The organism is Rhodococcus sp. NPDC080181 (assembly GCF_040702225.1).
GTDB classification, from domain to species: domain Bacteria; phylum Actinomycetota; class Actinomycetes; order Mycobacteriales; family Mycobacteriaceae; genus Rhodococcoides; species Rhodococcoides fascians.
Map to the genome: position 1 here is coordinate 79,053 of NZ_JBFBKN010000008.1, position 22,600 is coordinate 101,652.

Consider the following 22,600-nt stretch of genomic DNA (forward strand, 5'->3'; position numbering starts at 1 on the left):
AGTAAGAGCTCCAGCGAGCTGATTACAGCTGTTCTGTCTCGGCGTAGTCCTGCTCGGCGCCTTCGGTATCGCCGAAGGAGCCTGCGTCGGTGTCACTCCACGTGCCGGTGGTGGCGTCGTAGCCAGGCACGGTGCTCGGATCGAACGACGCGGGGCTGTCCTTGAGGGAAAGGCCGAGCGAGTGCAGCTTGACCTTCACCTCGTCGATGGACTTCTGCCCGAAGTTACGGATGTCGAGCAGATCGGACTCGGTACGACCAACCAACTCACCGACGGTGTGAACACCTTCGCGCTTGAGGCAGTTGTAGGAACGAACCGTCAGGTCCAGATCCTCGATGGGGAGTCCGAAGGATGCGATGTGATCGGCCTCGGCGGGCGAGGGTCCGATCTCGATGCCTTCTGCTTCGACGTTCAGCTCACGGGCGAGGCCGAAGAGCTCAACCAGGGTCTTGCCCGCCGAAGCGAGCGCGTCCCGCGCGGTGATGGAATTCTTGGTCTCCACGTCGAGAACGAGCCGATCGAAGTCGGTGCGCTGTTCGACGCGGGTGGCCTCCACCTTGTAGGTGACCTTGAGCACGGGCGAGTAGATCGAGTCGACCGGAATACGGCCGATCTCGGCACCCGATGCCTTGTTCTGAACGGCGGGGACGTAGCCGCGACCGCGCTCGACGACGAGCTCGATCTCCAACTTGCCCTTGTCGTTCAGGGTCGCGATGTGCAGATCCGGATTGTTCACCGTGACGCCGGCCGGAGGCACGATGTCGCCTGCGGTGACAGCGCCGGGGCCCTGCTTGCGGACGTACATGGTGACCGGCTCGTCTTCTTCGGAGCTCACCACGAGTCCCTTGAGGTTCAGGATGATGTCGGTGACATCTTCCTTGACTCCGGGAACGGTGGTGAATTCGTGGAGGACGCCGTCGATACGGATGCTGGTGACAGCAGCGCCGGGGATCGACGACAGCAGGGTGCGGCGGAGCGAGTTGCCGAGTGTGTAACCGAAGCCGGGCTCGAGCGGCTCGATGACGAATTTCGAGCGGTTGTCGGCGATGACCTCTTCGGTCAGCGTCGGGCGCTGTGAAATGAGCATTCTGTGTTCCTCCTGTACGGGCGTCCGCTATTTGACGCCCACGTGTGGAGGCGAAGACGCATGTGAGCCTCGCGGGGAGACTCACATGCGTGCTGCGCCTTACTTCGAGTAGTACTCGACGATGAGCTGCTCCTGGAGCGGCACATCGATCTGTGCGCGCTCCGGCACCCGGTGAACCAGGATGCGAAGACGGTTGGGGACGACCTGCAGCCACGGAGCCACCGGACGATCGCCGTAGCTCTCACGAGCGATCTGGATCGGCAGGGTCTGCGCGGACTTCTCGCGGACATCGATGATGTCGTACTGCGAGACGCGGTAGCTGGGGATGTCCACTCGCTTGTTGTTCACGAGGAAGTGGCCATGGGTGACCAGCTGGCGTGCCTGACGACGCGTACGTGCGAGACCCGCACGGTAGACGACGTTGTCGAGGCGAGTCTCGAGGATGGTCAGCAGGTTCTCACCGGTCTTGCCGGCGGCCCTGTTGGCTTCCTTGTAGTACAGACGGAACTGCTTCTCCATGACGCCGTAGGTGAAGCGAGCCTTCTGCTTCTCCTGCAGCTGGAGCAGGTACTCGCTCTCCTTGATCCGCGCGCGGCCGTGCTGGCCGGGCGGGTAGGGACGACGCTCGAACGCCTGGTCGCCTCCGACGAGGTCGACGCGCAGACGACGCGACTTGCGGGTGATAGGACCGGTATAACGTGCCATTTTCTAAACCTTTCCTTCCCGCTAGACCCGACGCCGCTTGGGCGGACGGCAGCCGTTGTGCGGCTGAGGGGTGACATCGGAGATGGTGCCGACCTCGAGGCCTGCGGCCTGAAGTGAGCGGATCGCGGTCTCACGGCCGGAGCCGGGACCCTTGACGAACACGTCGACCTTCTTGACGCCGTGCTCCTGAGCCTTGCGCGCAGCGTTCTCGGCTGCGAGCTGTGCGGCGAACGGAGTCGACTTGCGCGAGCCCTTGAAGCCCACGTGTCCCGAGGACGCCCACGAGATGACGTTTCCGGCGGGGTCGGTGATCGACACGATCGTGTTGTTGAACGTGCTCTTGATGTGCGCAGATCCGTGCGGGACGTTCTTCTTGTCCCTGCGACGCGTCTTCTGCGCCTTCTTCGGACCGGTACCGCGTGCTTTGGGGGGCATTACTTCGCCTTCTTCTTGCCGGCAATGGTGCGCTTGGGTCCCTTACGGGTACGCGCATTGGTCTTGGTGCGCTGTCCACGGACGGGCAGACCACGACGGTGGCGAAGACCCTGGTAGCAGCCGATTTCGATCTTGCGTCGGATGTCGGCCTGCACCTCGCGGCGCAGATCGCCCTCGACCTTGAGGGACTCGTTGATGTAATCGCTGAGCTTGCGCAGATCGTCGTCGCCGAGATCCTTGCTGCGCAGGTCGGGGCTGACGCCCGTTGCTGCGAGAATTTCCTTGGAGCGGGTACGGCCGACGCCGTAGATGTAAGTCAGTGCGATCTCCATGCGCTTTTCGCGCGGCAGATCCACACCTGCGAGACGTGCCATGTGGCATTTCCTTTTCTTGTCCGGAGGTCTGCTCCCAGTCCGTCCCCTGTGTCCTTCTCACCGCTGGGGTGGGAAGCGTCTTTCAACAAACTCAGTGGGGCCCCGGCCTCCGTGCCGGGGGTCTGCCGCAACGCGTGTGTTGCGGTTGGTGCTGGGAGGTCATCTTCTAGCTGTTGCCAAGCCGACGTGCGTGATGCTCGGTGGTTATCCCTGACGCTGCTTGTGACGCAGGTTGTCGCAGATCACCATGACGCGTCCGTTACGACGAATCACCTTGCACTTCTCGCAGATCTTCTTGACGCTCGGCTGAACCTTCACGTCGTTGATCTCCTGTGTGTAGCTCGGACGCGCTGCGAGCAGCGGACCGAGCATGGTTCTCCCCGACCGGACATGGCCGAGGAAGCTCTTACTTGTAGCGGTAAACGATGCGTCCACGCGTGAGGTCGTAGGGCGAAAGCTCTACCACGACGCGATCCTCGGGAAGGATGCGGATGTAGTGCTGACGCATCTTTCCGCTGATGTGGGCGAGTACCTTGTGGCCGTTTTCGAGCTCAATGCGAAACATCGCATTGGGCAGCGGTTCGACAACTCGGCCCTCTACCTCGATAGCACCGTCTTTCTTGGCCATATCCTCCGCGATCCTGGCTCTCACACCTGGTTGATTGCATCTGTTTCCGTTACCGTGATGCCCACTGACCGACTCCTCGGAACCGAGTCGGAGTATCGCCGGAGGGCCGCACAGCCCTCGAGGCATGCGAACATCCGGTACGCAGGGCGCACCGTCGATCTATGTTACCGGCAAAGACAGATCTGGCCAAATGCGCGCGAAGCGGGCACGAAACGCGTCGGATGGCGACGTTAGATTAACTGAGCTAACCTTTCGTCCGCCCGCCATCGTTCAGCCACCGAGCCCGCAAGGTGCCCTCTTGAGTTCCAACCCGTCCGGCCCAGCCGTCTCCGTGATCATTCCCGTACACAACGCCAGAGATGTGCTCGACGAGCAACTACGCGCGCTCGCACACCAGGACTACGACGGCCCGTTCGAGGTCGTCGTCAGCGACAACGGCTCGACCGACGGAGTGCGCGAGTTCGTGGAGGACCACGCACTACGGGCCCACTTGAATCTGAAGTACGTCGATTCGTCCGGCACCCCAGGCGCGTCGCATGCCCGCAATCGCGGAGCGGAAGCAGCCGAGGGCCCGCTGCTGGCCTTCTGCGATGCCGACGACGTCGTACACCCGACATGGCTGCGGCGCATCACCGCCGAACTGGACAGCTACGACCTCGTGGGAACCGGCCTGAGCACCGAGGCGCTGAACTCCGAAGCGACGCGCGCCGCAGTTCCGTTCGCCCCACCTTCGAATCAGGGCAAGTCGCCCTTTCGCCCGTTCGTCATCGGGGCGAGTATGGCGTGCCGCGCGTCGACCTACCGAGATCTCGGCGGGATGCTCGAATTCGTTCATGCCAGCGAGGACATGGAATTCTCCTGGCGCGCACAGCAATCGGGTGCCCGCCTGCACTTCATAGCCGAGCCGCTGGTCGAATATCGTTTGCGCACCGGCCGCCGGGACAATTGGAAGCAGGCCGGGGCACTGGGATACGGATCGGCCCACGTCCGCGGAATGTATCGGGCTGCCGGATGCCCGCCCTTCCGAATCCGCACAATTTCCGTAGCGCTCCTCGCGCTCGCGGTACGAAACCCATTGCTGCCGACCGCAGTGACTCGGATGCCGACTCGCCTCTGGCTACGCCTGACGGCCGCCCACCTCGGACTCATCCGAGGGGGCCGCCGGTACTCGTCACTCACCTGGTGAGCGTTGACCTGGTAGTTCTAACGAGGCCGAACCGTCAGGATTCGCGGGCCGTCCTCGGTCACCGCGACCGTGTGTTCCCAGTGCGCCGCACGAGAACCATCGGTGGTCACCACGGTCCACCCGTCGTCGAGAATGTCGGTCTCGTAGGTACCGAGCGTCAACATCGGTTCGATGGCCAGCGTGGAACCCACCACGAGCTCCGGTCCTTTGCCCGGCGCGCCCTCGTTCGCGAGGAACGGGTCCATATGCATTTCGCGGCCGATTCCGTGGCCGCCGTAACCGTCGACAATTCCGTATTTGCGACCGTGAGCATCCTCGGCCGCGTGCGTACCGGACTCGATGGCGTGGGAGATGTCGGTCAGACGATTGCCGGGGATCATCGCAGCGATCCCGGCCTCCATGGAAAGCCTGGTCGCGTCGCTCAGCAACGCATCGGCCTCGATGATGTCGCCGACGCCGAACGTCCACGCCGAATCTCCGTGCCAACCGTCCAGAACGGCACCGCAGTCGATGGACACGAGATCACCGGCGACCAACAACTCGTCCGCCGACGGAATGCCGTGCACGACGCGGTCGTTCACCGAGGAGCAGATGCTGCCGGTGAAACCGTGGTACCCCAGGAAAGAGGGCACCGCACCGGCATCACGGATGACCGCCTCGGCAACTCGGTCGAGTTCGAGCGTCGAGACCCCGGGCTTGGCTGCATCTCGTACGGCGACGAGAGCGGCACCTACCACGGCACCGGCTGCCGCCATCGCGTCGAGCTCACCAGCGCTCTTGAACGGGACGACTTTTCGTTTACGGCCGAACGCCATTACTTGCCGTGGTCCTCGATGGACTTCAGCGCGCGGGCGTTGACTTCGTCCACCTCACCGATCGCATCGACGGTGACCAGCTTGTCGGAGTAGTAGTCCAACAGCGGTGCCGTCTCGTCGCGGTACACCTTGAGCCGATTACGGATGACGTCCTCTTTGTCGTCCTCACGGCCGCGCGCCAGCATACGGTCCACGACGACGTCCTCGTCGACGACGAAGGACAGCACTGCATCGAGATGCGCGTTCAGGTCGGAGAGGATGTCGACCAGAGCTTCGGCCTGACCGACCGAACGCGGGAAACCGTCGAGCAGGAATCCGTTGACGGCGTCGGGCTCGGCGAGTCGACTGCGCACCATGTCCACGGTGAGTTCGCTCGGCACGAGGTCGCCCGCGTCGAGGTACTTCTTCGCTTCCAATCCGAGCGGGGTCTTCTCGCCGATGTTGGCGCGAAAGAGATCGCCTGTCGAAATGTGTGGCACGCCCAGCTTCTCGGAGAGGAGGACGGCCTGAGTGCCTTTGCCGGCACCGGGGGGACCGAGCAGAACAAGTCTCACTTGAGGAACCCTTCGTAGTTACGCTGCATCAGCTGGCTTTCGATCTGCTTCACGGTGTCGAGGCCCACGCTGACCATGATCAACACGGCGGTACCACCGAACGGAAGGTTTTGAGCTCCGCCCGAACTGCCGATGTCGAGGAACAGGTTGGGAAGCACCGCAATGGTGCCCAGGTACACCGCACCGGGCAGCGTGATGCGACTGAGAACGTAGTTGAGGTAATCGGCTGTCGGCTTACCCGGTCGGATACCCGGGATGAATCCACCGAACTTCTTCATCTCGTCGGCCCGCTCTTCGGGGTTGAACGTGATCGCCACGTAGAAGTACGTGAAGAAGACGATCAGCCCGAAGAAGATAGCGATGTACACCGGGTTCGCCGGGTTCACCAGATACTCGTTGATGATCCGCTGCCACCAGCTCGGATCGGTTGCGGTGCTGGCGGACGTGAGCTGGGCGATGAGATTGGGTAGGTAGAGGAGCGAGGACGCGAAGATCACCGGGATGACGCCGGCCTGGTTGACCTTGAGCGGCAGATACGTGGACGAGCCGCCGTACATCTTCCGGCCGACCATGCGCTTGGCGTACTGGACCGGGATTCGGCGCTGACCCTGCTCGACGAAGACCACACCGGTGATGATGAGGAACGCTGCGAAGCAGACGAACCCGAAGACCAACCCGCCGCGGCTCTCCAGAATCGAGTTGCCCTCGGACGGGATGCGCGAGGCAATTCCGGCGAAGATCAGCAGCGACATTCCGTTGCCGACACCGCGCTCGGTGATGACCTCGCCGAACCACATCACGACGGCTGCGCCTGCAGTCATGACCAGCACGATGATGACGAGCCCGAAGATGGACTGGTCGGCGATGATGTCCTGCTGACATCCCTGGAGCAATTGGCCGCGCGAAGCGAGGGCCACCAGGCCGGTCGCCTGCAGGATGGCCAGTGCGATCGACAGGTAACGCGTGTACTGCGTCATCTTGGCCTGGCCCGACTGTCCCTCCTTGCGGAGTTCCTCGAACTTGGGAATGACGACGGTGAGCAGCTGCACGATGATGCTGGCGGTGATGTACGGCATGATGCCGATCGCGAACACCGAGAGCTGGAGGAGCGCTCCACCGGAGAACAAGTTGATCAACGAGTAGATGCCCGCCGAATCTCCACCGGAGACCTGGTCGATGCATGCTCGGACATTGGCGTAGTCGACACCCGGCGACGGCAGTGTTGCACCGAAGCGATACAGGGCCACCAGACCGAGCGTGAAGAGGATCTTCCGTCTCAGGTCAGGAGTCCTGAGGGCCGACACGAAGGCGGAAAGCAAAGATCCTCCTGGCACGACTGCGTTGACGCCGCGAGTGCTTCGTCGGGAGCGACTGATGCTCCCGTGAGCCTCACGAGCATGGACTGCGGACGACATACATCGACCGCATCGGTACGAACTTCTCTGAACTCTAGAACTCTAACAGTGCGCATCGACCGGATCGACGGTCAGTGTTGGACCCTGGCCGATCGGTCGACACACACGACATTCCGTGTAGGCAACGATGGCCGCAGCTCAGCTACGAGAGCTGTGGCTGCGGCCATCGTCACGAACTGCTGCTCGACGCGCTGCTACTCAGCACATCGAAGCAATGCTCATACCTCGGTTGCAGAACCGCCGGCAGCGGCGATCTTTTCCTTGGCGGAGCCCGTGAACTTGTTGGCCGAGATATCGACCTTCACGGTGAGGTTTCCGTCTCCGAGAACCTTGACGAGCTCGTTCTTGCGAACAGCTCCCTTGGCGATCAGCTCGGGGATACCGATCTGACCACCCTCGGGGAACAGGCGCTCGATGTCGCGCAGGTTCACGACCTGGAACACGACACGGTTGCGGTTGGTGAAGCCCTTGAGCTTCGGGAGCCGCATGTGGAGGGGCATCTGGCCACCCTCGAAGCGTGCCGGCACGTTCTTGCGTGCGCCGGTTCCCTTGGTACCGCGACCTGCGGTCTTGCCGCGCTTGCCACCTTCACCACGGCCGACGCGAATCTTCGTCGACTTGGATCCGGCTGCGGGGCGCAGGTGGTGCAGTTTGATGGTCATGGTTAGACCTCCTCAACAGTTACGAGGTGGCGCACCGTGTTGACCAGTCCGCGGTTCTGCGGGTTGTCCTCGCGGACGACCGTCTGGCGGATGCCCTTGAGCCCGAGAGTACGCAGGCTGTCACGCTGGTTCGCCTTCTGGCCGATGGTGCTCTTGATCTGAGTGACCTTCAGCTGAGCCATTACTTCACCGCTCCTGCCTGTGCGCGTGCGCGCAGCATTCCGGCGGGTGCAACCTCTTCGAGGGTCAGGCCGCGGCGAGCCGCAACTTCCTCGGGACGCTGCAGACCCTTGAGGGCTGCGACGGTCGCGTGCACGACGTTGATGGCGTTGTCGCTACCGAGCGACTTCGACAGCACGTCGTGGACACCGGCGCACTCCAGCACTGCGCGAACAGCACCACCGGCGATGACGCCGGTACCGGCGCTGGCCGGACGCAACATGACGACGCCGGCAGCGGCTTCGCCCTGGATGGGGTGGGTGATGGTGCCGGCGATCATCGGGACGCGGAAGAAGCTCTTGCGAGCCTCTTCGACACCCTTCTGGATGGCCGCGGGAACTTCCTTGGCCTTGCCGTAGCCGACGCCGACCAGTCCGTTGCCGTCACCGACGATGACGAGGGCGGTGAAGCTGAAGCGTCGACCACCCTTGACCACCTTGGAGACGCGGTTGATCGTGACGACCTTCTCGATGAAGTTCGACTTGTCCGCAGCGTTGCCGCCACGGCCGTTGTCACGACGATCGCGACCGCCACCACCGCGGTTGTCGCCGCGCTGGTTGTTGTCGCCACCTGCGTTGGGGCCACTGTTCTGTCCGGCGGGGCCGCTTCCGCCGTCACGCCGTTGACGTCCCGGCATCAGGCTGTCCTTCCGTTGTCAGTCATTGTCATCATCAGAACGTCAACCCGCCTTCGCGGGCAGCGTCTGCGAGTGCCGCGATGCGGCCGCTGTAGTTGTTGCCGCCGCGGTCGAACACGACTGCCTCGACGCCGGCTGCCTTCGCACGGCTGGCGATGAGCTCGCCGACCTTCGCGCTGACGGCCTTCTTGTCGCCCTCGAGTGCGCGCACATCGGCTTCGATGCTCGACGCGCTGGCCAGCGTGTGGCCCGCCAGGTCGTCGATCAACTGCACGTGGATGTGACGCGAGGACCGGTTGACGACCAAGCGCGGACGCTCGGGCGTTCCGGAGATCTTCTTGCGAAGGCGGAAGTGACGACGTGCCTTCGACAGGCGACGCTTCGTCGAGACGTCGGTGCCGCGCGGTGTGCGCTTGACGACGTTCGCCTTGTCTGCTGTTTGCTGGCTCATATCACTTACCCGTCTTTCCGACCTTGCGGCGGATCACTTCACCCTCGTAGCGGATGCCCTTGCCCTTGTACGGGTCCGGACGCCGCAGACGACGAATGTTGGCAGAGATCTGACCGACCTTCTGCTTGTCGATGCCGACAACGGTGAATCGCGTGGGCGACTCGACCGTGAACGTGATGCCCTCGGGTGCTTCGATCAGCACGGGATGGCTGTAACCGAGTGCGAACTCGAGGTCCTTGCCCTTGAGTACGACGCGGTAACCGACGCCGTGAATCTCCATCTTGGTGGTGTAACCGTTGGTGACACCGGTGATGAGGTTCGCGACGAGAGTGCGCGAGAGACCATGCAGCGAGCGGCTCTTACGCTCGTCGTCGGGCCGAGTGACGGCGATGGTGCCGTCGTCGGCGCGGGCGATCTTGATGGGCTCGGCGACTGTCAGGCTCAGGGCACCCTTGGGGCCCTTGACCGCAACGTCCTGGCCGTCGATGGTGATATCGACGCCAGCGGGGACTGCGACCGGCAATTTTCCAATACGTGACATGGTGTGGCCTCCCCTACCAGACGTAGGCGAGGACTTCTCCGCCCACACCCTGCTTGGCAGCCTGACGCTCCGTGAGCAGACCGGTGGACGTGGAGATGATCGCCACGCCCAGGCCGCCGAGAACCTTGGGCAGATTGGTGGATTTTGCGTACACCCGGAGACCGGGCTTGGAGACGCGTCGCACGCCGGCGAGGCTGCGCTCACGGCTCGGGCCGTACTTCAGATCGACGATGAGGGTCTTGCCCACCTCGGCGTCTTCCGTGCGGTAATCGGAGATGTAGCCCTCGCGCTTGAGGATCTCGGCGATGTTCGCCTTGAGCTTCGAGTGGGGAAGCTTCACCTCGTCGTGGTACGCCGAGTTGGCGTTGCGCAGACGGGTCAAGAAGTCTGCAATTGGATCGGTCATCGTCATGGTGTGACCTGTGCACCTTTCTCGCAGCGGTTCCCATGCAGCACGCGCGGGCTGGTGCCTTCCGGTTCCGGAGAACCCATCGGGCCTGGCTCGTCACATCGTGGGCCTACAGCGAAGTGAACATGTCCTGACCGACTGTTGCCGGTCAGGGGTTGCGCTCCAAGCAATGCATCGCTGCACTGCCAGGTGTTACGAGCTTCCGCATGTTCAATGCTGACGTACGGAGAACTCGAGGTTGCGTTCTGTATTGCAAGGACTCGCGTGCAGGCACGACGAAGCCCGGGCAACCGCTCTAGTGTAGGGAACCGGGTGCCATTCTCAAAATCGATCGTGGTAGTGCTCCAGGGGCACGCTGCCGGTGCGAGGCGGCAAACACGACCGCGTTCGTCGGTTCGGTGCAGTAGCCTTCCGACATCATTCCATCGCTCCGGGGGGTTCGATGCATTCGATTGGTTTTTTCGAAACGGTCGGCGTCCGGCCGTGGCCGGGTCCGTCCCGGAAGACGCTGTGAGAGCCGATCCGGACCGCATACGTCGAGCCGCAGCCCGAATATCCGGTCTCGCCGATGCGCTGTGGGACGACATCGACCTCATCCGCCGTGACGCCGACGAGTTGATGGATTCCTCCTGGACGGGCAACGCGGCCGATTCCCACGCAGTTCTGTGGGCGGAATGGGTCGATTCGGCTCGGAAGATGTGTGGCGCGCTGACCGAGGACGCTGTGCTGCTCGATCGCGTTGCAATCGACTACACCGCAGCGGACAAGAAGATCGACGCGCACGTGATGGATTCCGGCCTGCGGTTGGACCGTTGATGGCACGCTATGTCGCCGACGTCGAGCGGATTCTCGCTCTTGTCGATCGCGCGCATGTAGTTGGAGCCACGATCGAATCCGCGATCGCCGATGTCGAGCGCGAGGTGAACGATCTCGGCATCGAATGGGAGGGCGAAGCGGCCGAGGCGCACCGCTCGAAGCACGAGCTACTCCGGCAGGAACTGAACGATATGCGAACCGCGCTCGCCCAACTCGGCACGCTGGCACGAGGCGCCCATGATCGCTACCGCGCAGCCGTGGACCACAACAAGCGAATGTGGCCCTGATGGCCCCGATCAGCGTCGACCCGGACATCCTTGCCGATGCGGCTTCCCGGTACGGCAGCGCCAAGACCATATCGAGCGGCGCGATGGCGGAACTCGCCGCGGAACTCGACCGCAACTGGGGCTGCGCAGGCACCGACAACGCCGGAAAGTCTTGGGCCGACAGTTACGATTCCGCGGCATTCGACGCGGTTTCCACAGGAACCGACATCACGAATGCGTTCGGCAAACTTCACGATCTGCTGGCGGCAACCGGCATCAACCACGCCAACGCGGAGAATGCGAACACCGTTCCGCCGCCCCCACCGCTACCCACTCCCCCACAACTTCCTCATACGGATACACCGCGCTTCAACGGTTCCTACGGCGGCGACACCGACGCTCCGATGGGGTGGGGCCTGATCACGCGATGGCTGCAGGGCCACATGTGGCCCAACGGCGATCCGGACAAGTTGCGGGGTCTCGGAAGCGCGTGGCGCACCGCCGCCGAGGAGCTACGCCGAGCGAGCGACGAAACGAACTCCGCATGGACCGGCATCGAGGAACTTGCCTCCGACGAATTGCCGCAGGTCCTCGCCCAGATGGACGGCGTCTTCATCGCTGCGCACAACGTCGCCGACCAATTCGACATTCTCGCGAGCGCTTGCGGCGAATGGGCCACCACCATTCAGGAGGCTCACCAGAGCGTCATCGATATCGTGGGGACGGCCATCGTTGCCGGCACGATCGCCGGTGCAGTTGCCGGCTTCTTCACACTCGGTGTGGGAACGGTCGCCGTCACGGGCGCAACGGGCAGCGTCATTGCCGGAAGTGTCATCGCCGTCCTCACCGGAGTGGAAGCGGCGTCGGCAATTGCCGTCGGTGTCACTGTGGCAACCGGGGCGGCGGCCATCGGAATCGCATCGGACGTGCAACCGCTCCTCGAAGCGAGTCCGACGACATTCCACGCAAACACTGGTGGAGGAAATTGGCACTACCATCCCGCGCCCCGGGGCGGTCTGCCAGGCTTTCCAAACGCCACACGAGGAAAACCGCTCAACCGCAGAACGCGGTGGACTGACGACAAAGGGAACATCTACGAATGGGATAGCCAGCACGGCGCAGTCGAGAAATACAGCAAGAACGGCAAGCACTTAGGCGAATTCGATCCGAATACCGGAGCACAAACCAAGCCCCCAGATCCCACTAGAAAGCCTGGTCGATGACCAACCAAGGCCCGACATCCTGGCAACTCGAACCTGACACGACGCCGGTTCACGACCGCTCGAGAATAAGGCAGCACGGTCTGACTACTACCAACAAGGAGAAGACAATGTGGTACTTGGAATCATACGATAACCAAACCGATTTGATCGCGGACAGCTATCTCCTGACTGCTATCACCGGAGACGAAATCAGAGAACTGATTGACGTCGATGAAAGTGAACTTCCACTCGAAATGGGACCGTACCCAGTCGCATTGGCCGACGTGCCGAAGTTCGCCAAGTACATCGAGGGCGATTTCAGAGTCAGCTCCGATAATGAATACTTCATCGGCTTGTTCACCGACTGAGGAATGGGAAATTCGATACGTGGGTGGTGAACTACCTGAGACTGGAGCACACGTGATACCAGAATCTATTCGACTGATCAAGCGATTGCCGGTCACACGGAACGCGCTTGTCCTCGCTAACTTCTGAAAACTAAGATGTGGCACCTAGAGAAATTCGATAAGACTACCCAACTCCTTATGGGCGAACATGTCCTTCACGACATGTCAGCCGCGGTAGTCGGGAGGATTCTCGGAATAGCAGATGACGAGAACGAACTTCCCATTGGGATTCGTCAACACGACGTTCCGCTGTCCAAGGCGTCAGAGTTTGCAGCGTTCCTGAACGAGGACTTCACTCTGGACGAGAAATGCGAGTACAAAGTTGGCTATTCTTCAGATTGACGATCACCAACAACACGTCCTGCAGCGTAGACCTCGGTATCGTTATCGCTCTGGTCGGATCTCAATCTCAGTGTCCGCACCTCAGCGATGAACGTCCACCGGACGATCGGCCACATCGGACAGGCAACAGAAGATATCGATTCGTATGCACTTACCGACATGGGGTCCGAATGCACACGAGGAACGGGCACCGCCTCGACAAGTTCGACCCAGTCACCGGCGATATGACAAAAGCGCCGGTGCCCGGCCGAAAACCACGGAGATGACAAATGTGGTACCTGGACGCGTACGAGGAAAAAATCTGAGCTTCTTACCAAGAGCTACCCGCTTCGGGGTGTTACCACCACGATCATAAAAGAGTTGATCGAAGTAGACGAAGGATACGGACCAGTTGAAGCCGCAATGCACGAGGTTGCGCCCACGGATTTGGCAAAATTTGCGAAATATATTGATGGCGAGCTTTCGATCGACTTCAGCTGCAGCTATTTCGTAGGCCTCTTCGCAGACTGAATCCAAGGAGAAGGCGCACCACGACGCGGCGGCCTGGAGGTTCAGATACGAGCCTCGGGCACGTTCCAACCCTGTTCCAATGTCGTCCGTGAGACTCACGCCGCGTCGACGCCGCTCTGGACTCCACCGCAGAGACGATGAAGCGCGGGCAACCGCTCAGTTCGGCGCGGCACACGCGCAGCCAAGCCATTCCGCAATCCGCAGACCCAGTTGGACACCCGAACTCCCACTTCTTCGCTAACGTCGGACCATGACGGACTCGAAGGCAGTCGACATCGACCACCTCACCCACACTCTGCGCGACCGCAACATCGTCGGCGTGACCATCGGCTGGGTCGACAACAACGGCATCGTCCGATCCCGCACCGTGCCCACCGCAGAATTGACTGCAGTCGCACGGCGTGGAGTGGGAGTCACCGCGGTGTTCGCGGTATTCGATTCGCATGACGGGATCACATTCGCCCACGAAGGACTGTCGACGCCGTCCGGCGATGTGCGGTTGATTCCGGTGATCGAGAGCGCGTCGAGCGTGGTCGCCCTGTCCGGACAGCCGGGGCTGGCCTGGGCGCACGGACGACAGGTCTCGGCGGACGGCACACCGTGGCCCTACGATCAGCGCTCAGTTCTCGAGCGGCAGGTGCAGAAGGCGTCCGATGCCGGTTTCGAGGTACGGGCCGGATTCGAGATCGAGTTCGCCCTGACTCGCGAGTCGGACGGACTGTCCGCTCATCGCGGACCTGCCTACTCGGCGAACGCACTCCGCGATGTCGATCAATTCGTAGTACTGCTGCTCGAGGCGCTGTCTGCGAATGGCCTCGACATCGGGCAGATTCATGCCGAGTACGGCGGCTCCCAGCTGGAGATCGCATTGAGTCCACTCGATCCACTTGCTGCGGCCGACGCGCAGGTACTCGCGCGGCAGACCATCCACTCAGCGGCCAAAGCCCAGGGCCTGAGGGCAAGCTTCGCTCCCCTGCCCTCGTCGAGCAGTGCGGGTAACGGATGGCACCTACACACATCACTGGTTCGCGACGGTCACAACGCTCTGACCGGCGACGGAGAGTACGGACTGTCCGACACCGGGCAGGCGTACATCGCGGGCCTCGTTCGAGAACTCCCGGGACTCACTGCCATCACGGCACCGAGTTCGGGGTCACTGCTGCGTCGTCGACCGGGGTACTGGGCAGGTGCCTTCGGATTCTGGGGCGTCGAGAACCGCGAGGCTGCAGTGCGACTCGTACCGGCCACGCCCCTTCTCGGCCCGGAACACACCAACGTCGAATTGAAGGCGTGCGACGCGTCCGCCAATCCGTATCTAGCGCTGGCCGTCACGATCGCGGCCGGTCTGGCGGGAGTGGCGGATTCGGCGCAGTTGCCGTCTCCGGTCCAGGAGGACGTAGGAGGTTGGGACGATGCTCGTCGGGATGCCGCGGGGATCTCCCCACTCGCGACGACCCACGCGCAACAGCGCGAAGACCTCCTGTCGTCCGCACTGGTCCGAGACGTGTTGGGCATGGAACTTCTGGGCGCGTTCGTCGCCTGCCGGGACGCCGATGCCACGTGGGCGGAGAGCCATACCGAGGACGAACTGCTCGAATCGCTGCGCTGGATCTACTGACGTGTTGCGACGGTTTGTCGGGGCAACCACAATCGTCTCGGCCCTCGATCATGCTCTGCCACAACCGGATCAACTCTGCGGACCGTTCTCGGCATCGGTTGCGCTGACGGCCGTCATGGGCGACGACGCACCGGGCGTAACGGCACTCGCGGTCGCGTCGAGGTCCGCGATCTGGCCGGGTGCAATCGACTCGGCCCGTCCTCCCGGAACCCCCCGAATCACCGACGGGTGGGATCTACTGCCGAGAGCCGCATCGATCGACGCAGCCGGGACCACGGCAGCAGGTCTCACGGAGGGCATCGAGACCGCGACCGATCACCGCGTCGCCGTGGTTCCCATCGTGGGGCCCTCCGTCGAGCGATTGCGTCTACTTCTCGACCGTCTTGCCGACGGGCCTTTCCGCTTCGCATCGTTGGCGAATGTACATACTGCAGAGTTGACCGACTTCGACTGGAACGTAGGACATTTCGTGACCGTCTGGGGATTCGATCCAGTCGAGGACGTAGTGGCGATTGCCGACACCTACCGGGAACTCGGAGACCCGGACATGCCGCCTGGATGTAGAACCGTCTCCACCGATGCCCTCGCGTCGGCGATGTCCGAGCGTGGCCTGCTGCTGCTCGTCGACAGCCAGGATCATCATGCGGCGGTGGATCTGGTCCGCTCTCTGGATCTACGACACGACGTGTGGTCGGTGTGAAAGTCAGGACCTGAGCAACGCAAAATGGGCGTGGGTTCCTTTCGGAACCCACGCCCATCAGCGTGGTGTGGTGAAGCCCGGAGGCTTCAGATCACCAGGAGCTCTTGCGAACTCCGGGAAGCTCTCCGGCGTGTGCCATCTCGCGCACGCAGATACGGCAGAGGCCGAACTTGCGGAACACGGAATGGGGACGGCCGCAGCGGTTGCAGCGAGTGTATGCACGCACCGCGAACTTCGGCTTCTTGTTGGCCTTGTTGACCAATGCCTTCTTCGCCATGGACTCAGTTCTCCTTGAACGGGAAGCCGAGGTGCTTGAGCAGCGCGCGGCCTTCTTCGTTGTTGGTTGCGGTGGTTACTACGGTGATGTCCATGCCGCGCGGACGGTCGATCTTGTCCACGTCGATCTCGTGGAACATCGACTGCTCGTTGAGGCCGAACGTGTAGTTTCCGTTGCCGTCGAACTGCGTGCCCGAGAGGCCGCGGAAGTCCCTGATTCGGGGAAGGGCAATGGAAACCAGACGGTCGAGGAACTCCCACATGCGGTCGCCACGGAGGGTGACGCGTGCGCCGATGGGCATTCCTTCGCGCAGCTTGAACTGTGCGATGGACTTGCGAGCCTTGCGGATCTCCGGCTTCTGGCCGGTGATGGCAGCGAGGTCTGCAACTGCGCCGTTGATCAGCTTGGCGTCACGGGCGGCGTCGCCGACACCCATGTTGACGACGACCTTGACGATGCCGGGGATCTGCATGACGTTCTCGTATGCAAACTCGGTGTTCAGGGCGTCTTTGATCTCAGCGCGGTAGCGCGCCTTGAGGCGGGGCTGTTCGCCCGCGATGTTCTCGGTGGTAGTCATCTCAGATGTCCTTCCCGTTCTTGCGGGAAACACGAACGCGCTTGCCGGATTCTTCGTCGGTCCGGTAGCCCACGCGAGTGGGGTTTCCGTCCGAGTCGACAACTGCGACGTTCGATACGTGGATCGGGGCTTCCTGAGTGACGATGCCACCCGAGGATGCGCCGCGCTGGTTGGCAGAGACCGCGGTGTGCTTCTTGATGCGGTTCACGCCTTCGACCAGAACCTTGGAGTCAGCGGGGTAGGCCTGAATGACCTTGCCCTTGGCACCCTTGTCCTTGCCTGCGATCACGAGAACGGTGTCGCCCTTGTGCACCTTCATTTACAGCACCTCCGGGGCGAGCGAGACGATCTTCATGAACTTCTTCTCACGCAGCTCGCGGCCGACCGGGCCGAAGATGCGGGTTCCACGGGGGTCGTGGTCCGGCTTGATCAGCACCGCAGCGTTCTCGTCGAAACGGATGTACGAGCCATCCGGACGGCGACGCTCCTTGACGGTGCGGACGATGACGGCCTTGACGACCTCACCCTTCTTGATGTTTCCACCGGGAATGGCGTCTTTCACCGTAGCTACGATGATGTCGCCGATTCCGGCGTAGCGACGTGACGAACCACCGAGAACGCGGATGCAAAGGATTTCCTTCGCGCCCGTGTTATCAGCGACGCGTACTCGCGACTCCTGCTGAATCACTAACTTCTCCTTGACCTGGATGTACGTACGTGCCGGATTTCCGTCCCGACACGCGCGGTCGGCTGCCGAGAGCGGGCGCACGAAGACACACCGCTGCCACAGGCAACCGGTCAAGTGTAGGGGAACGCCGATGCCAGAGCCAAATCGCCGTCACGGAGACGTGCTCGCCCCCTACGTGTCGGACCTTGTCGGTACGGTTCGGAGATGGGGCAACAGGGGTGGGCGGGGAGCAGCTGTGACCGGGAACGGTGAGACCGCAGGCTGGTGGTCGAGTCTTCCCGCAGATCGAGTGACTCGACTTCGCGGGGCGTCCGAACGCGAGCTCGCCGAATCCGCGAACCCGCTCCCCGCCGACGCACCTGCGATCGTCTTCTTCACTGTCGACGAGCCGGCATCTCGTCGTTCGGCAGACCTGGTCGAGATGGTGGTCACGTCGCTGGAGACCGCAGCGGTCCACTCGACCGCGCTGTGGCTCCCCGAGTTCGAGCACAACGCAGGGACCTCCACGTTGGAGCGGCGTGCCGCTCGCACGTCCGCCGTTCGCCTGGCTGCCGACTCGGCACACTTCGGCCCCTACATAGCGGCTCTGGCCGAGTCGGCCTCCTCGGGACGGCCGATACGCCGGGCGGTGTTCACCGTCGAGACCCGCGCGGCAGGTTCGGCGCGAGCTCTCGCGGCAGCTCACGGCCGCGACGTTGTCGCTCTCGTGCTGGTCGTACCCGACGCCGTGGACGCCGACTTCGTGTCGACCGCAGCGGAATGGCTGTGTGCTCACGCACGGGCGGGCGTGTGGCTCACCGGCGGTGGCTCGTCGAGGATGGACAGATTCCCGTCCGTATCGGTGCGCGCACCCGAAGTGCCTGCCGGCGTCAGCACTGTCCTCGATCGCTTCCGGCCGTTGAGCTATCCGCCGATCGCCGGGCACCCACACCCGGCGAGCGATCCGGAGAAGCGCCTGTACAGAGCGCTGGACCAGCACGAATGGGCCACCGGTCGAGAGCACAATCGCTCGATTCGGCTCGGCGAACTCAGCCGTCCGTTCACAGTCGACGTACTGTGGCGCACCGAGAGAGTCATCGTGGAAATCGACGGCGACGAGCACCGTGCCGCCCAGCGCTTCGCCGAGGACCGCGTGCGCGACAACCAGCTGCAGACACACGGGTACATGGTGTTGCGGTTCACCAACGCTCAGGTGATCGACGACCCGCACCGCGCTGTGGCTACCATCCGCGAGGCAGTATCGAGAAGACGATCGAAGGGGGATCCTCGATGAGTACCGAAGACCTGAACGGCACCGAAGCAGCAGTACTGCTCGTTCTGATGGCCGAAGCGAGTCCGGTGAAGAACAGCGCCCTCAAGGGACTCGGCCCCGAACTACCGAAGGCTTCCCGCGACAAACTGAAGAATGCGGGATTGATCGAGGTCGATTCTTCGGTGCGCCCGATGACCCTGGAGCTGACCGACAAAGGGTGGCGCACCTGCGGTGAGCTCATCGGCGGTGAACCACCGGCTCGGTCGACAGGCGCAGGCAAGGCCATGTTCACCGTGTTGGCAGGGTTACGTCGCTGGCTGGATCGCACCGACAGCCGTCCGGCCGATGTGTTCTCGCCCCGCGGGGACGAGACCGCCCCCCTCGACAGCTCCGAGAAGGCCGACAAGACCGTCGACATCGAGGCCTCGATTCGCACCGCGTACGCGTCGCTCGCACGTGAACCCGGTAGCACCGTTCGGCTGTCTCGCTTGCGAAACGAGTTGCGAGACATCCCTCGTGGCGATCTCGACGATGCTCTCGCACGGCTGCGACGCGCCGCGGACGTCTCGCTGATACCCGAGGAGAACCAGAAGACGCTGACCGACGAGGAACGCGCTGCAGCCGTCGTCGTCGGTAATCAGCAGAACCACCTTCTCTCGATCGAATCATGATGGGCGTGAACTCCACGATGACGGACAACGAGCAGATCCGGGCTCTGGAATCGGTACGGCTGAGCTGGGCCCCGACCCCCGACGACGTGTGGCGTTCGCAGTCCAACGTGCACGTTCCCGGCATGCACGAGCGGGTGTTCCTCGAGGTGATGAACGCCTACGACGACGCGGAGACGTCGGATGACGCCAGTCCGCTCGGAGTCGTCGTACGCGGGCCGGCCGGATCCGGCAAGACGCATCTGCTGGGGCAGGTGCGCGAGGAGGTGCAGCAGAAGGGCGGGTACTTCTTCCTGATCAGGCTGCTCGACGCCGCGGGCTTCTGGCGATCGACTCTCATGGGGATGCTCGACGACCTGATGCGGCCCTCCGGCCAAGGATCCGACAGCCAACTCGCACTTCTGCTGCGTCGCTTGTGCACGATCGGCGACATTCCCGACGAACAACGCGCAAAGATCATGGGCGAGAGCATGATCGACGCCGAGACGCTGAACGACTTCGTCACCGCCGTATACAAGGTCCACCCCCGACATCGGCGTACCTCGCAGCACACGCTGCGCGCCTTGGTGCTGTCCATCGCCCCCGATTCGGCCGTCCAGGATCTCGGTGACGCATACCTGCAGTCGATCGACGACGTCGATGCCGAAGAATTCTCGCCCTGGGGAATCCGCCGGGCCGAGCTCGGTCACCAAGGCATTGCCGAGAACATCTCACGGCTGCTGGCCATCACCGGTCCGACAATTCTCGCGATAGACCAGATCGACACGTTGGTCGCGCAATCCCGAACGGGATCGGATCAGGAGTTCGCCGACGCACAGGAAGACAAGGTCGTCGAGCAACTGGCGCACGGTCTGATGTCGCTGCGCGAAACGCTTCCTCGCACCGCGTCGGTACTCTCGGCACTGTCGAGCGCGTGGGAGTTGATCGCCGCCCGCGGCGTGGCACCGATGCGCGACCGCTTCCGAGTGACGCAGCCTCTCAAGCCGATTCCGTCGTCCGACATCGGACGCCTGTTACTGGGACGACGTCTGGCGGCGTGCTTTCTCGAGGCCGGCTTCACCCCGCCGCATCCGACGTGGCCGGTGGCACCCGACGCATTCGAGCAGGCCCCGGACTTCACTCCGCGGCAGCTGCTGATCGCGGTCGACCGTCACATCAGGCACTGCCTCGACACCGGCGTCGCGTCGGAGTTGGAGAGTTTCACGGACAAGTCCGGGCCCGCGGATGCGCAGGACCTCCCCAAAGCACGGGTCGACGAACTCGACATACTCGACGATCGCTACGCAGAACTGCGCAAACAGGTCGACGTCTCCATTCCGCTGAAGCCCGACAGTGAGGACTCGATCGTCCCCGCACTCCTGTCTGCGGGCCTGACCGCGTGGATCCACGAGCATCAGTCCTCGGACGACAGCCTTGCCCAGGACCCACCTCCGAGCGGCAAGCCTGCCCTGCATGCCAGGCTGCGACATACCGTCGACACCGATACGGACGACGAGGAGCACTGGTGCTTCCGCGCGGTCACCTCCGGCAACGCCAGGGCCGCGTTGGCCCGTGTGGAGCGTGCAGTGACCACGGCCGGCCTCAGGGCAGACATGCCGAAACGGCGACTGATCCTCATCAGAAACGACCCGTGGCCGAATGGCGCGAAGACCGAGCAGACCGTCGCCGCTCTGCGACGTGCCGGCGGCATTGTCGTGCCGCTCGGCGACGAGGACCGCAGGGCCTTGGCGGCTCTGTCGGTGCTCCTCGCCGAGAACTCCCCCGCTCTCACGTCGTGGTTGCTCGCACGCAAGCCCGCACACGAGGTCGAACTGTTCTCCTCCGTGTTGCCTGCAGTCAGCGTCGTCGACGACGACACCGCATTGATCGAACCCGAGAACACCGTCGCGGCCGAGCCGATTGCGAGCCGCCGGCCGTCGATCGTCGCCGGTTCGGAAGTGAGCACCGGTGCGGACGTCGCAATCCAACTCGAAGCGCTGCGTAAGCACACAGCGATCTTCGCGGGTTCCGGATCTGGGAAGACGGTACTGATTCGCCGACTGGTGGAAGAATGTGCGCTGCAGGGTGTTTCGGCGATCGTGTTGGACGTCAACAACGACCTGGCTCGCCTAGGCACCGCGTGGCCCGAGGACGAACGGACGTGGCCGCCGGGCGACGAGGCCAAGGCGACGGCGTATCTACGCGACACCGACGTCGTGGTGTGGACGCCCCGCAAGTCGGCGGGCCGACCGCTGAGCTTTCAGCCACTGCCCGATTTCGTCAGCGTTCTCGGTGATTCCGACGAATTCGACTCCTCTGTCGAATCCGCATTGGCGTCGCTCGAGCCCGCCGCCGGCGTCCTGGGTACGTCCCAGAAGGCGAAACACGGCCGCGCAGTGCTGAAGTCGGCGCTCGATCTCTTTGGTCGACGCCCACAGGGCGGCACGCTGGCGGACTTCATCGACCTGCTCGAAGAATTGCCCGAGGACACCAGCGACCTGCGCGATGCTGTACGGATCGCGCAGGGACTGGCCGAAAATCTGAAGGCTGCCGTGGCCAACGACCCCATGTTCGCCGGGGCGGGCACCCCGGTCGACCCGTCAGTGCTGTTGACTCCGGCCGAGGGAAAGAAGGCCAGAGTGTCGGTGATCAATCTTGCGGGCCTGACCACCGACGAGCAGAAGCAGAGCTTCGTCAATCAGCTGCAGATGGGCCTGTTCTCCTGGATCAAGAAGAACCCGGCAGGTGACCGGCCGCTCGGCGGACTGTTCGTCATGGACGAGGCGCAGAACTTCGCCCCCTCCGATCGGACGACCGCAGCGACACACAGCACACTTGCGCTGGCGTCGCAGGCGCGTAAGTACGGTCTCGGTCTCGTGTTTGCCACACAGGCACCGAAGGGGTTGCACAACCGCATCGCCGGAAACGCGTCGACGCAGTTCTACGGACTGCTCAACAGCCCGTCCCAGGTCGAGGCGGCCAAGGAGATGGCCCGCGTCAAAGGCGGCTCGGTACCCGACGTCGGCCGTCTGCCCGCGGGGCAGTTCTACGCTGCCGTCGAGGGCGCAGAGTTCCGGCGAACCGCCACTCCCCTGTGCCTGTCCTACCACCCGAAGAGCCCGCCGACCGAGGAAGAAGTCATCGAACTCGCGCGTTCCTGACAGCACGCGTCGACACTGG

Annotated in this window: 30 protein-coding genes; 11 read left to right on the plus strand and 19 right to left on the minus strand. The window is 63.1% G+C overall.

The annotated features are described in order from the left end of the window. Positions 1-22: 22 nt before the first annotated feature. The 6 genes from AB0O58_RS12060 to infA all read right to left on the minus strand — a co-directional run bounded on the left by AB0O58_RS12060 (position 23) and on the right by infA (position 3,229). On the minus strand, positions 23-1,087 hold the full coding sequence (locus tag AB0O58_RS12060; RefSeq protein ID WP_027496332.1) for a DNA-directed RNA polymerase subunit alpha: 1,065 nt from the start codon (positions 1,085-1,087) through the stop codon (positions 23-25). 99 nt (positions 1,088-1,186) lie between these two features. Beyond that, positions 1,187-1,792: a 30S ribosomal protein S4 gene (gene rpsD / locus AB0O58_RS12065; protein WP_008718223.1), complete on the minus strand. Its 606-nt coding sequence runs from the start codon at positions 1,790-1,792 to the stop codon at positions 1,187-1,189. A 21-nt stretch (positions 1,793-1,813) separates the two neighbouring features. Further along, positions 1,814-2,227, minus strand: a complete 414-nt coding sequence (gene rpsK, locus AB0O58_RS12070; protein ID WP_027496331.1) for a 30S ribosomal protein S11 — start codon at positions 2,225-2,227, stop codon at positions 1,814-1,816. Then, positions 2,227-2,601 carry a 30S ribosomal protein S13 gene (gene rpsM / locus AB0O58_RS12075; RefSeq protein WP_027496330.1) on the minus strand — a complete coding sequence of 125 codons (375 nt, stop codon included), beginning with the start codon at positions 2,599-2,601 and terminating at the stop codon, positions 2,227-2,229. Before rpsM ends, rpsK begins: the two co-directional genes overlap by 1 nt. Before the next feature lie 204 nt (positions 2,602-2,805). After that, positions 2,806-2,919, minus strand: coding sequence for a 50S ribosomal protein L36 (gene rpmJ, locus AB0O58_RS12080; protein WP_025347279.1), 114 nt, complete (start codon positions 2,917-2,919; stop codon positions 2,806-2,808). Positions 2,920-3,007: 88 nt separating this feature from the next. Further along, positions 3,008-3,229 carry a translation initiation factor IF-1 gene (infA, locus tag AB0O58_RS12085; RefSeq protein WP_005140011.1) on the minus strand — a complete coding sequence of 74 codons (222 nt, stop codon included), beginning with the start codon at positions 3,227-3,229 and terminating at the stop codon, positions 3,008-3,010. Between the two features lie 298 nt (positions 3,230-3,527). On the opposite strand from infA, the gene AB0O58_RS12090 reads away from it, so the two are divergent. Next, positions 3,528-4,415 (plus strand): glycosyltransferase family A protein, encoded by an 888-nt coding sequence (locus AB0O58_RS12090; protein ID WP_176457134.1) that lies wholly within the window; start codon positions 3,528-3,530, stop codon positions 4,413-4,415. 17 nt (positions 4,416-4,432) lie between these two features. On the opposite strand, the gene map is transcribed toward AB0O58_RS12090, so the two are convergent. From map to rpsH, 9 genes are all read right to left on the minus strand, one after another. Beyond that, positions 4,433-5,230: a type I methionyl aminopeptidase gene (map, locus tag AB0O58_RS12095; RefSeq protein ID WP_027496329.1), complete on the minus strand. Its 798-nt coding sequence runs from the start codon at positions 5,228-5,230 to the stop codon at positions 4,433-4,435. Next, the gene (locus AB0O58_RS12100; protein WP_027496328.1) at positions 5,230-5,784 is read right to left on the minus strand and encodes an adenylate kinase; all 555 of its coding nucleotides are present in this window, start codon (positions 5,782-5,784) and stop codon (positions 5,230-5,232) included. Before AB0O58_RS12100 ends, map begins: the two co-directional genes overlap by 1 nt. Continuing rightward, positions 5,781-7,103: a preprotein translocase subunit SecY gene (gene secY / locus AB0O58_RS12105; RefSeq protein WP_027496327.1), complete on the minus strand. Its 1,323-nt coding sequence runs from the start codon at positions 7,101-7,103 to the stop codon at positions 5,781-5,783. Before secY ends, AB0O58_RS12100 begins: the two co-directional genes overlap by 4 nt. A 314-nt stretch (positions 7,104-7,417) precedes the next feature. Continuing rightward, positions 7,418-7,861, minus strand: coding sequence for a 50S ribosomal protein L15 (gene rplO, locus AB0O58_RS12110; RefSeq protein WP_027496326.1), 444 nt, complete (start codon positions 7,859-7,861; stop codon positions 7,418-7,420). Positions 7,862-7,863: 2 nt separating this feature from the next. After that, entirely contained in the window at positions 7,864-8,043 is a 180-nt protein-coding gene (gene rpmD / locus AB0O58_RS12115; RefSeq protein WP_008718256.1) for a 50S ribosomal protein L30, read from the minus strand. Further along, positions 8,043-8,717: a 30S ribosomal protein S5 gene (gene rpsE / locus AB0O58_RS12120; protein ID WP_032365630.1), complete on the minus strand. Its 675-nt coding sequence runs from the start codon at positions 8,715-8,717 to the stop codon at positions 8,043-8,045. Before rpsE ends, rpmD begins: the two co-directional genes overlap by 1 nt. 34 nt (positions 8,718-8,751) lie before the next feature. Continuing rightward, positions 8,752-9,168, minus strand: a complete 417-nt coding sequence (gene rplR / locus AB0O58_RS12125) for a 50S ribosomal protein L18 (RefSeq protein WP_032365631.1) — start codon at positions 9,166-9,168, stop codon at positions 8,752-8,754. A gap of 1 nt (position 9,169) precedes the next feature. Then, positions 9,170-9,709 (minus strand): 50S ribosomal protein L6, encoded by a 540-nt coding sequence (gene rplF, locus AB0O58_RS12130; RefSeq protein ID WP_027496323.1) that lies wholly within the window; start codon positions 9,707-9,709, stop codon positions 9,170-9,172. A 13-nt stretch (positions 9,710-9,722) separates the two neighbouring features. Further along, positions 9,723-10,121 carry a 30S ribosomal protein S8 gene (gene rpsH, locus AB0O58_RS12135; protein ID WP_008718266.1) on the minus strand — a complete coding sequence of 133 codons (399 nt, stop codon included), beginning with the start codon at positions 10,119-10,121 and terminating at the stop codon, positions 9,723-9,725. Positions 10,122-10,628: 507 nt separating this feature from the next. On the opposite strand from rpsH, the gene AB0O58_RS12140 reads away from it, so the two are divergent. The 7 genes from AB0O58_RS12140 to AB0O58_RS12170 all read left to right on the plus strand — a co-directional run bounded on the left by AB0O58_RS12140 (position 10,629) and on the right by AB0O58_RS12170 (position 15,979). Continuing rightward, complete coding sequence (locus tag AB0O58_RS12140; protein WP_196250999.1) at positions 10,629-10,934, plus strand: WXG100 family type VII secretion target; 306 nt, start codon at positions 10,629-10,631, stop codon at positions 10,932-10,934. Continuing rightward, positions 10,934-11,221, plus strand: a complete 288-nt coding sequence (locus AB0O58_RS12145) for a WXG100 family type VII secretion target (protein WP_032400139.1) — start codon at positions 10,934-10,936, stop codon at positions 11,219-11,221. Before AB0O58_RS12140 ends, AB0O58_RS12145 begins: the two co-directional genes overlap by 1 nt. After that, the gene (locus AB0O58_RS12150) at positions 11,221-12,423 is read left to right on the plus strand and encodes a colicin E3/pyocin S6 family cytotoxin (protein WP_230593434.1); all 1,203 of its coding nucleotides are present in this window, start codon (positions 11,221-11,223) and stop codon (positions 12,421-12,423) included. Before AB0O58_RS12145 ends, AB0O58_RS12150 begins: the two co-directional genes overlap by 1 nt. Beyond that, the gene (locus tag AB0O58_RS12155; protein ID WP_283542226.1) at positions 12,420-12,770 is read left to right on the plus strand and encodes a hypothetical protein; all 351 of its coding nucleotides are present in this window, start codon (positions 12,420-12,422) and stop codon (positions 12,768-12,770) included. Before AB0O58_RS12150 ends, AB0O58_RS12155 begins: the two co-directional genes overlap by 4 nt. Before the next feature lie 177 nt (positions 12,771-12,947). Further along, positions 12,948-13,151: a hypothetical protein gene (locus AB0O58_RS12160; protein WP_032400140.1), complete on the plus strand. Its 204-nt coding sequence runs from the start codon at positions 12,948-12,950 to the stop codon at positions 13,149-13,151. A 760-nt stretch (positions 13,152-13,911) separates the two neighbouring features. Then, positions 13,912-15,279: a glutamine synthetase family protein gene (locus tag AB0O58_RS12165; protein WP_283542227.1), complete on the plus strand. Its 1,368-nt coding sequence runs from the start codon at positions 13,912-13,914 to the stop codon at positions 15,277-15,279. A 1-nt stretch (position 15,280) separates the two neighbouring features. Next, positions 15,281-15,979 carry a hypothetical protein gene (locus AB0O58_RS12170; protein ID WP_032400141.1) on the plus strand — a complete coding sequence of 233 codons (699 nt, stop codon included), beginning with the start codon at positions 15,281-15,283 and terminating at the stop codon, positions 15,977-15,979. Positions 15,980-16,070: 91 nt separating this feature from the next. Here AB0O58_RS12170 and AB0O58_RS12175 read toward each other — a convergent pair whose 3' ends face one another. From AB0O58_RS12175 to rplN, 4 genes are read right to left on the minus strand one after another with little or no spacing between them, the layout of a single operon-like run. After that, positions 16,071-16,256, minus strand: coding sequence for a type Z 30S ribosomal protein S14 (locus AB0O58_RS12175; RefSeq protein WP_008718273.1), 186 nt, complete (start codon positions 16,254-16,256; stop codon positions 16,071-16,073). 4 nt (positions 16,257-16,260) lie between these two features. Next, positions 16,261-16,833, minus strand: coding sequence for a 50S ribosomal protein L5 (rplE, locus tag AB0O58_RS12180; protein ID WP_008718275.1), 573 nt, complete (start codon positions 16,831-16,833; stop codon positions 16,261-16,263). 1 nt (position 16,834) lies between these two features. After that, positions 16,835-17,152, minus strand: coding sequence for a 50S ribosomal protein L24 (gene rplX / locus AB0O58_RS12185; protein WP_008718278.1), 318 nt, complete (start codon positions 17,150-17,152; stop codon positions 16,835-16,837). Next, entirely contained in the window at positions 17,153-17,521 is a 369-nt protein-coding gene (gene rplN / locus AB0O58_RS12190; protein ID WP_027496320.1) for a 50S ribosomal protein L14, read from the minus strand. 235 nt (positions 17,522-17,756) lie between these two features. Between rplN and AB0O58_RS12195 the strand changes: the two genes are divergently transcribed. The 3 genes from AB0O58_RS12195 to AB0O58_RS12205 are packed head-to-tail and all read left to right on the plus strand — an operon-like array spanning position 17,757 to position 22,581. Beyond that, positions 17,757-18,794, plus strand: coding sequence for a DUF559 domain-containing protein (locus AB0O58_RS12195; protein ID WP_032400142.1), 1,038 nt, complete (start codon positions 17,757-17,759; stop codon positions 18,792-18,794). Next, positions 18,791-19,444, plus strand: a complete 654-nt coding sequence (locus tag AB0O58_RS12200) for a hypothetical protein (protein ID WP_032383556.1) — start codon at positions 18,791-18,793, stop codon at positions 19,442-19,444. The genes AB0O58_RS12195 and AB0O58_RS12200 overlap by 4 nt, the downstream gene beginning before the upstream one ends. A 17-nt stretch (positions 19,445-19,461) precedes the next feature. After that, complete coding sequence (locus AB0O58_RS12205) at positions 19,462-22,581, plus strand: DUF87 domain-containing protein (RefSeq protein WP_366238236.1); 3,120 nt, start codon at positions 19,462-19,464, stop codon at positions 22,579-22,581. The last annotated feature ends 19 nt before the right edge of the window (positions 22,582-22,600 follow it).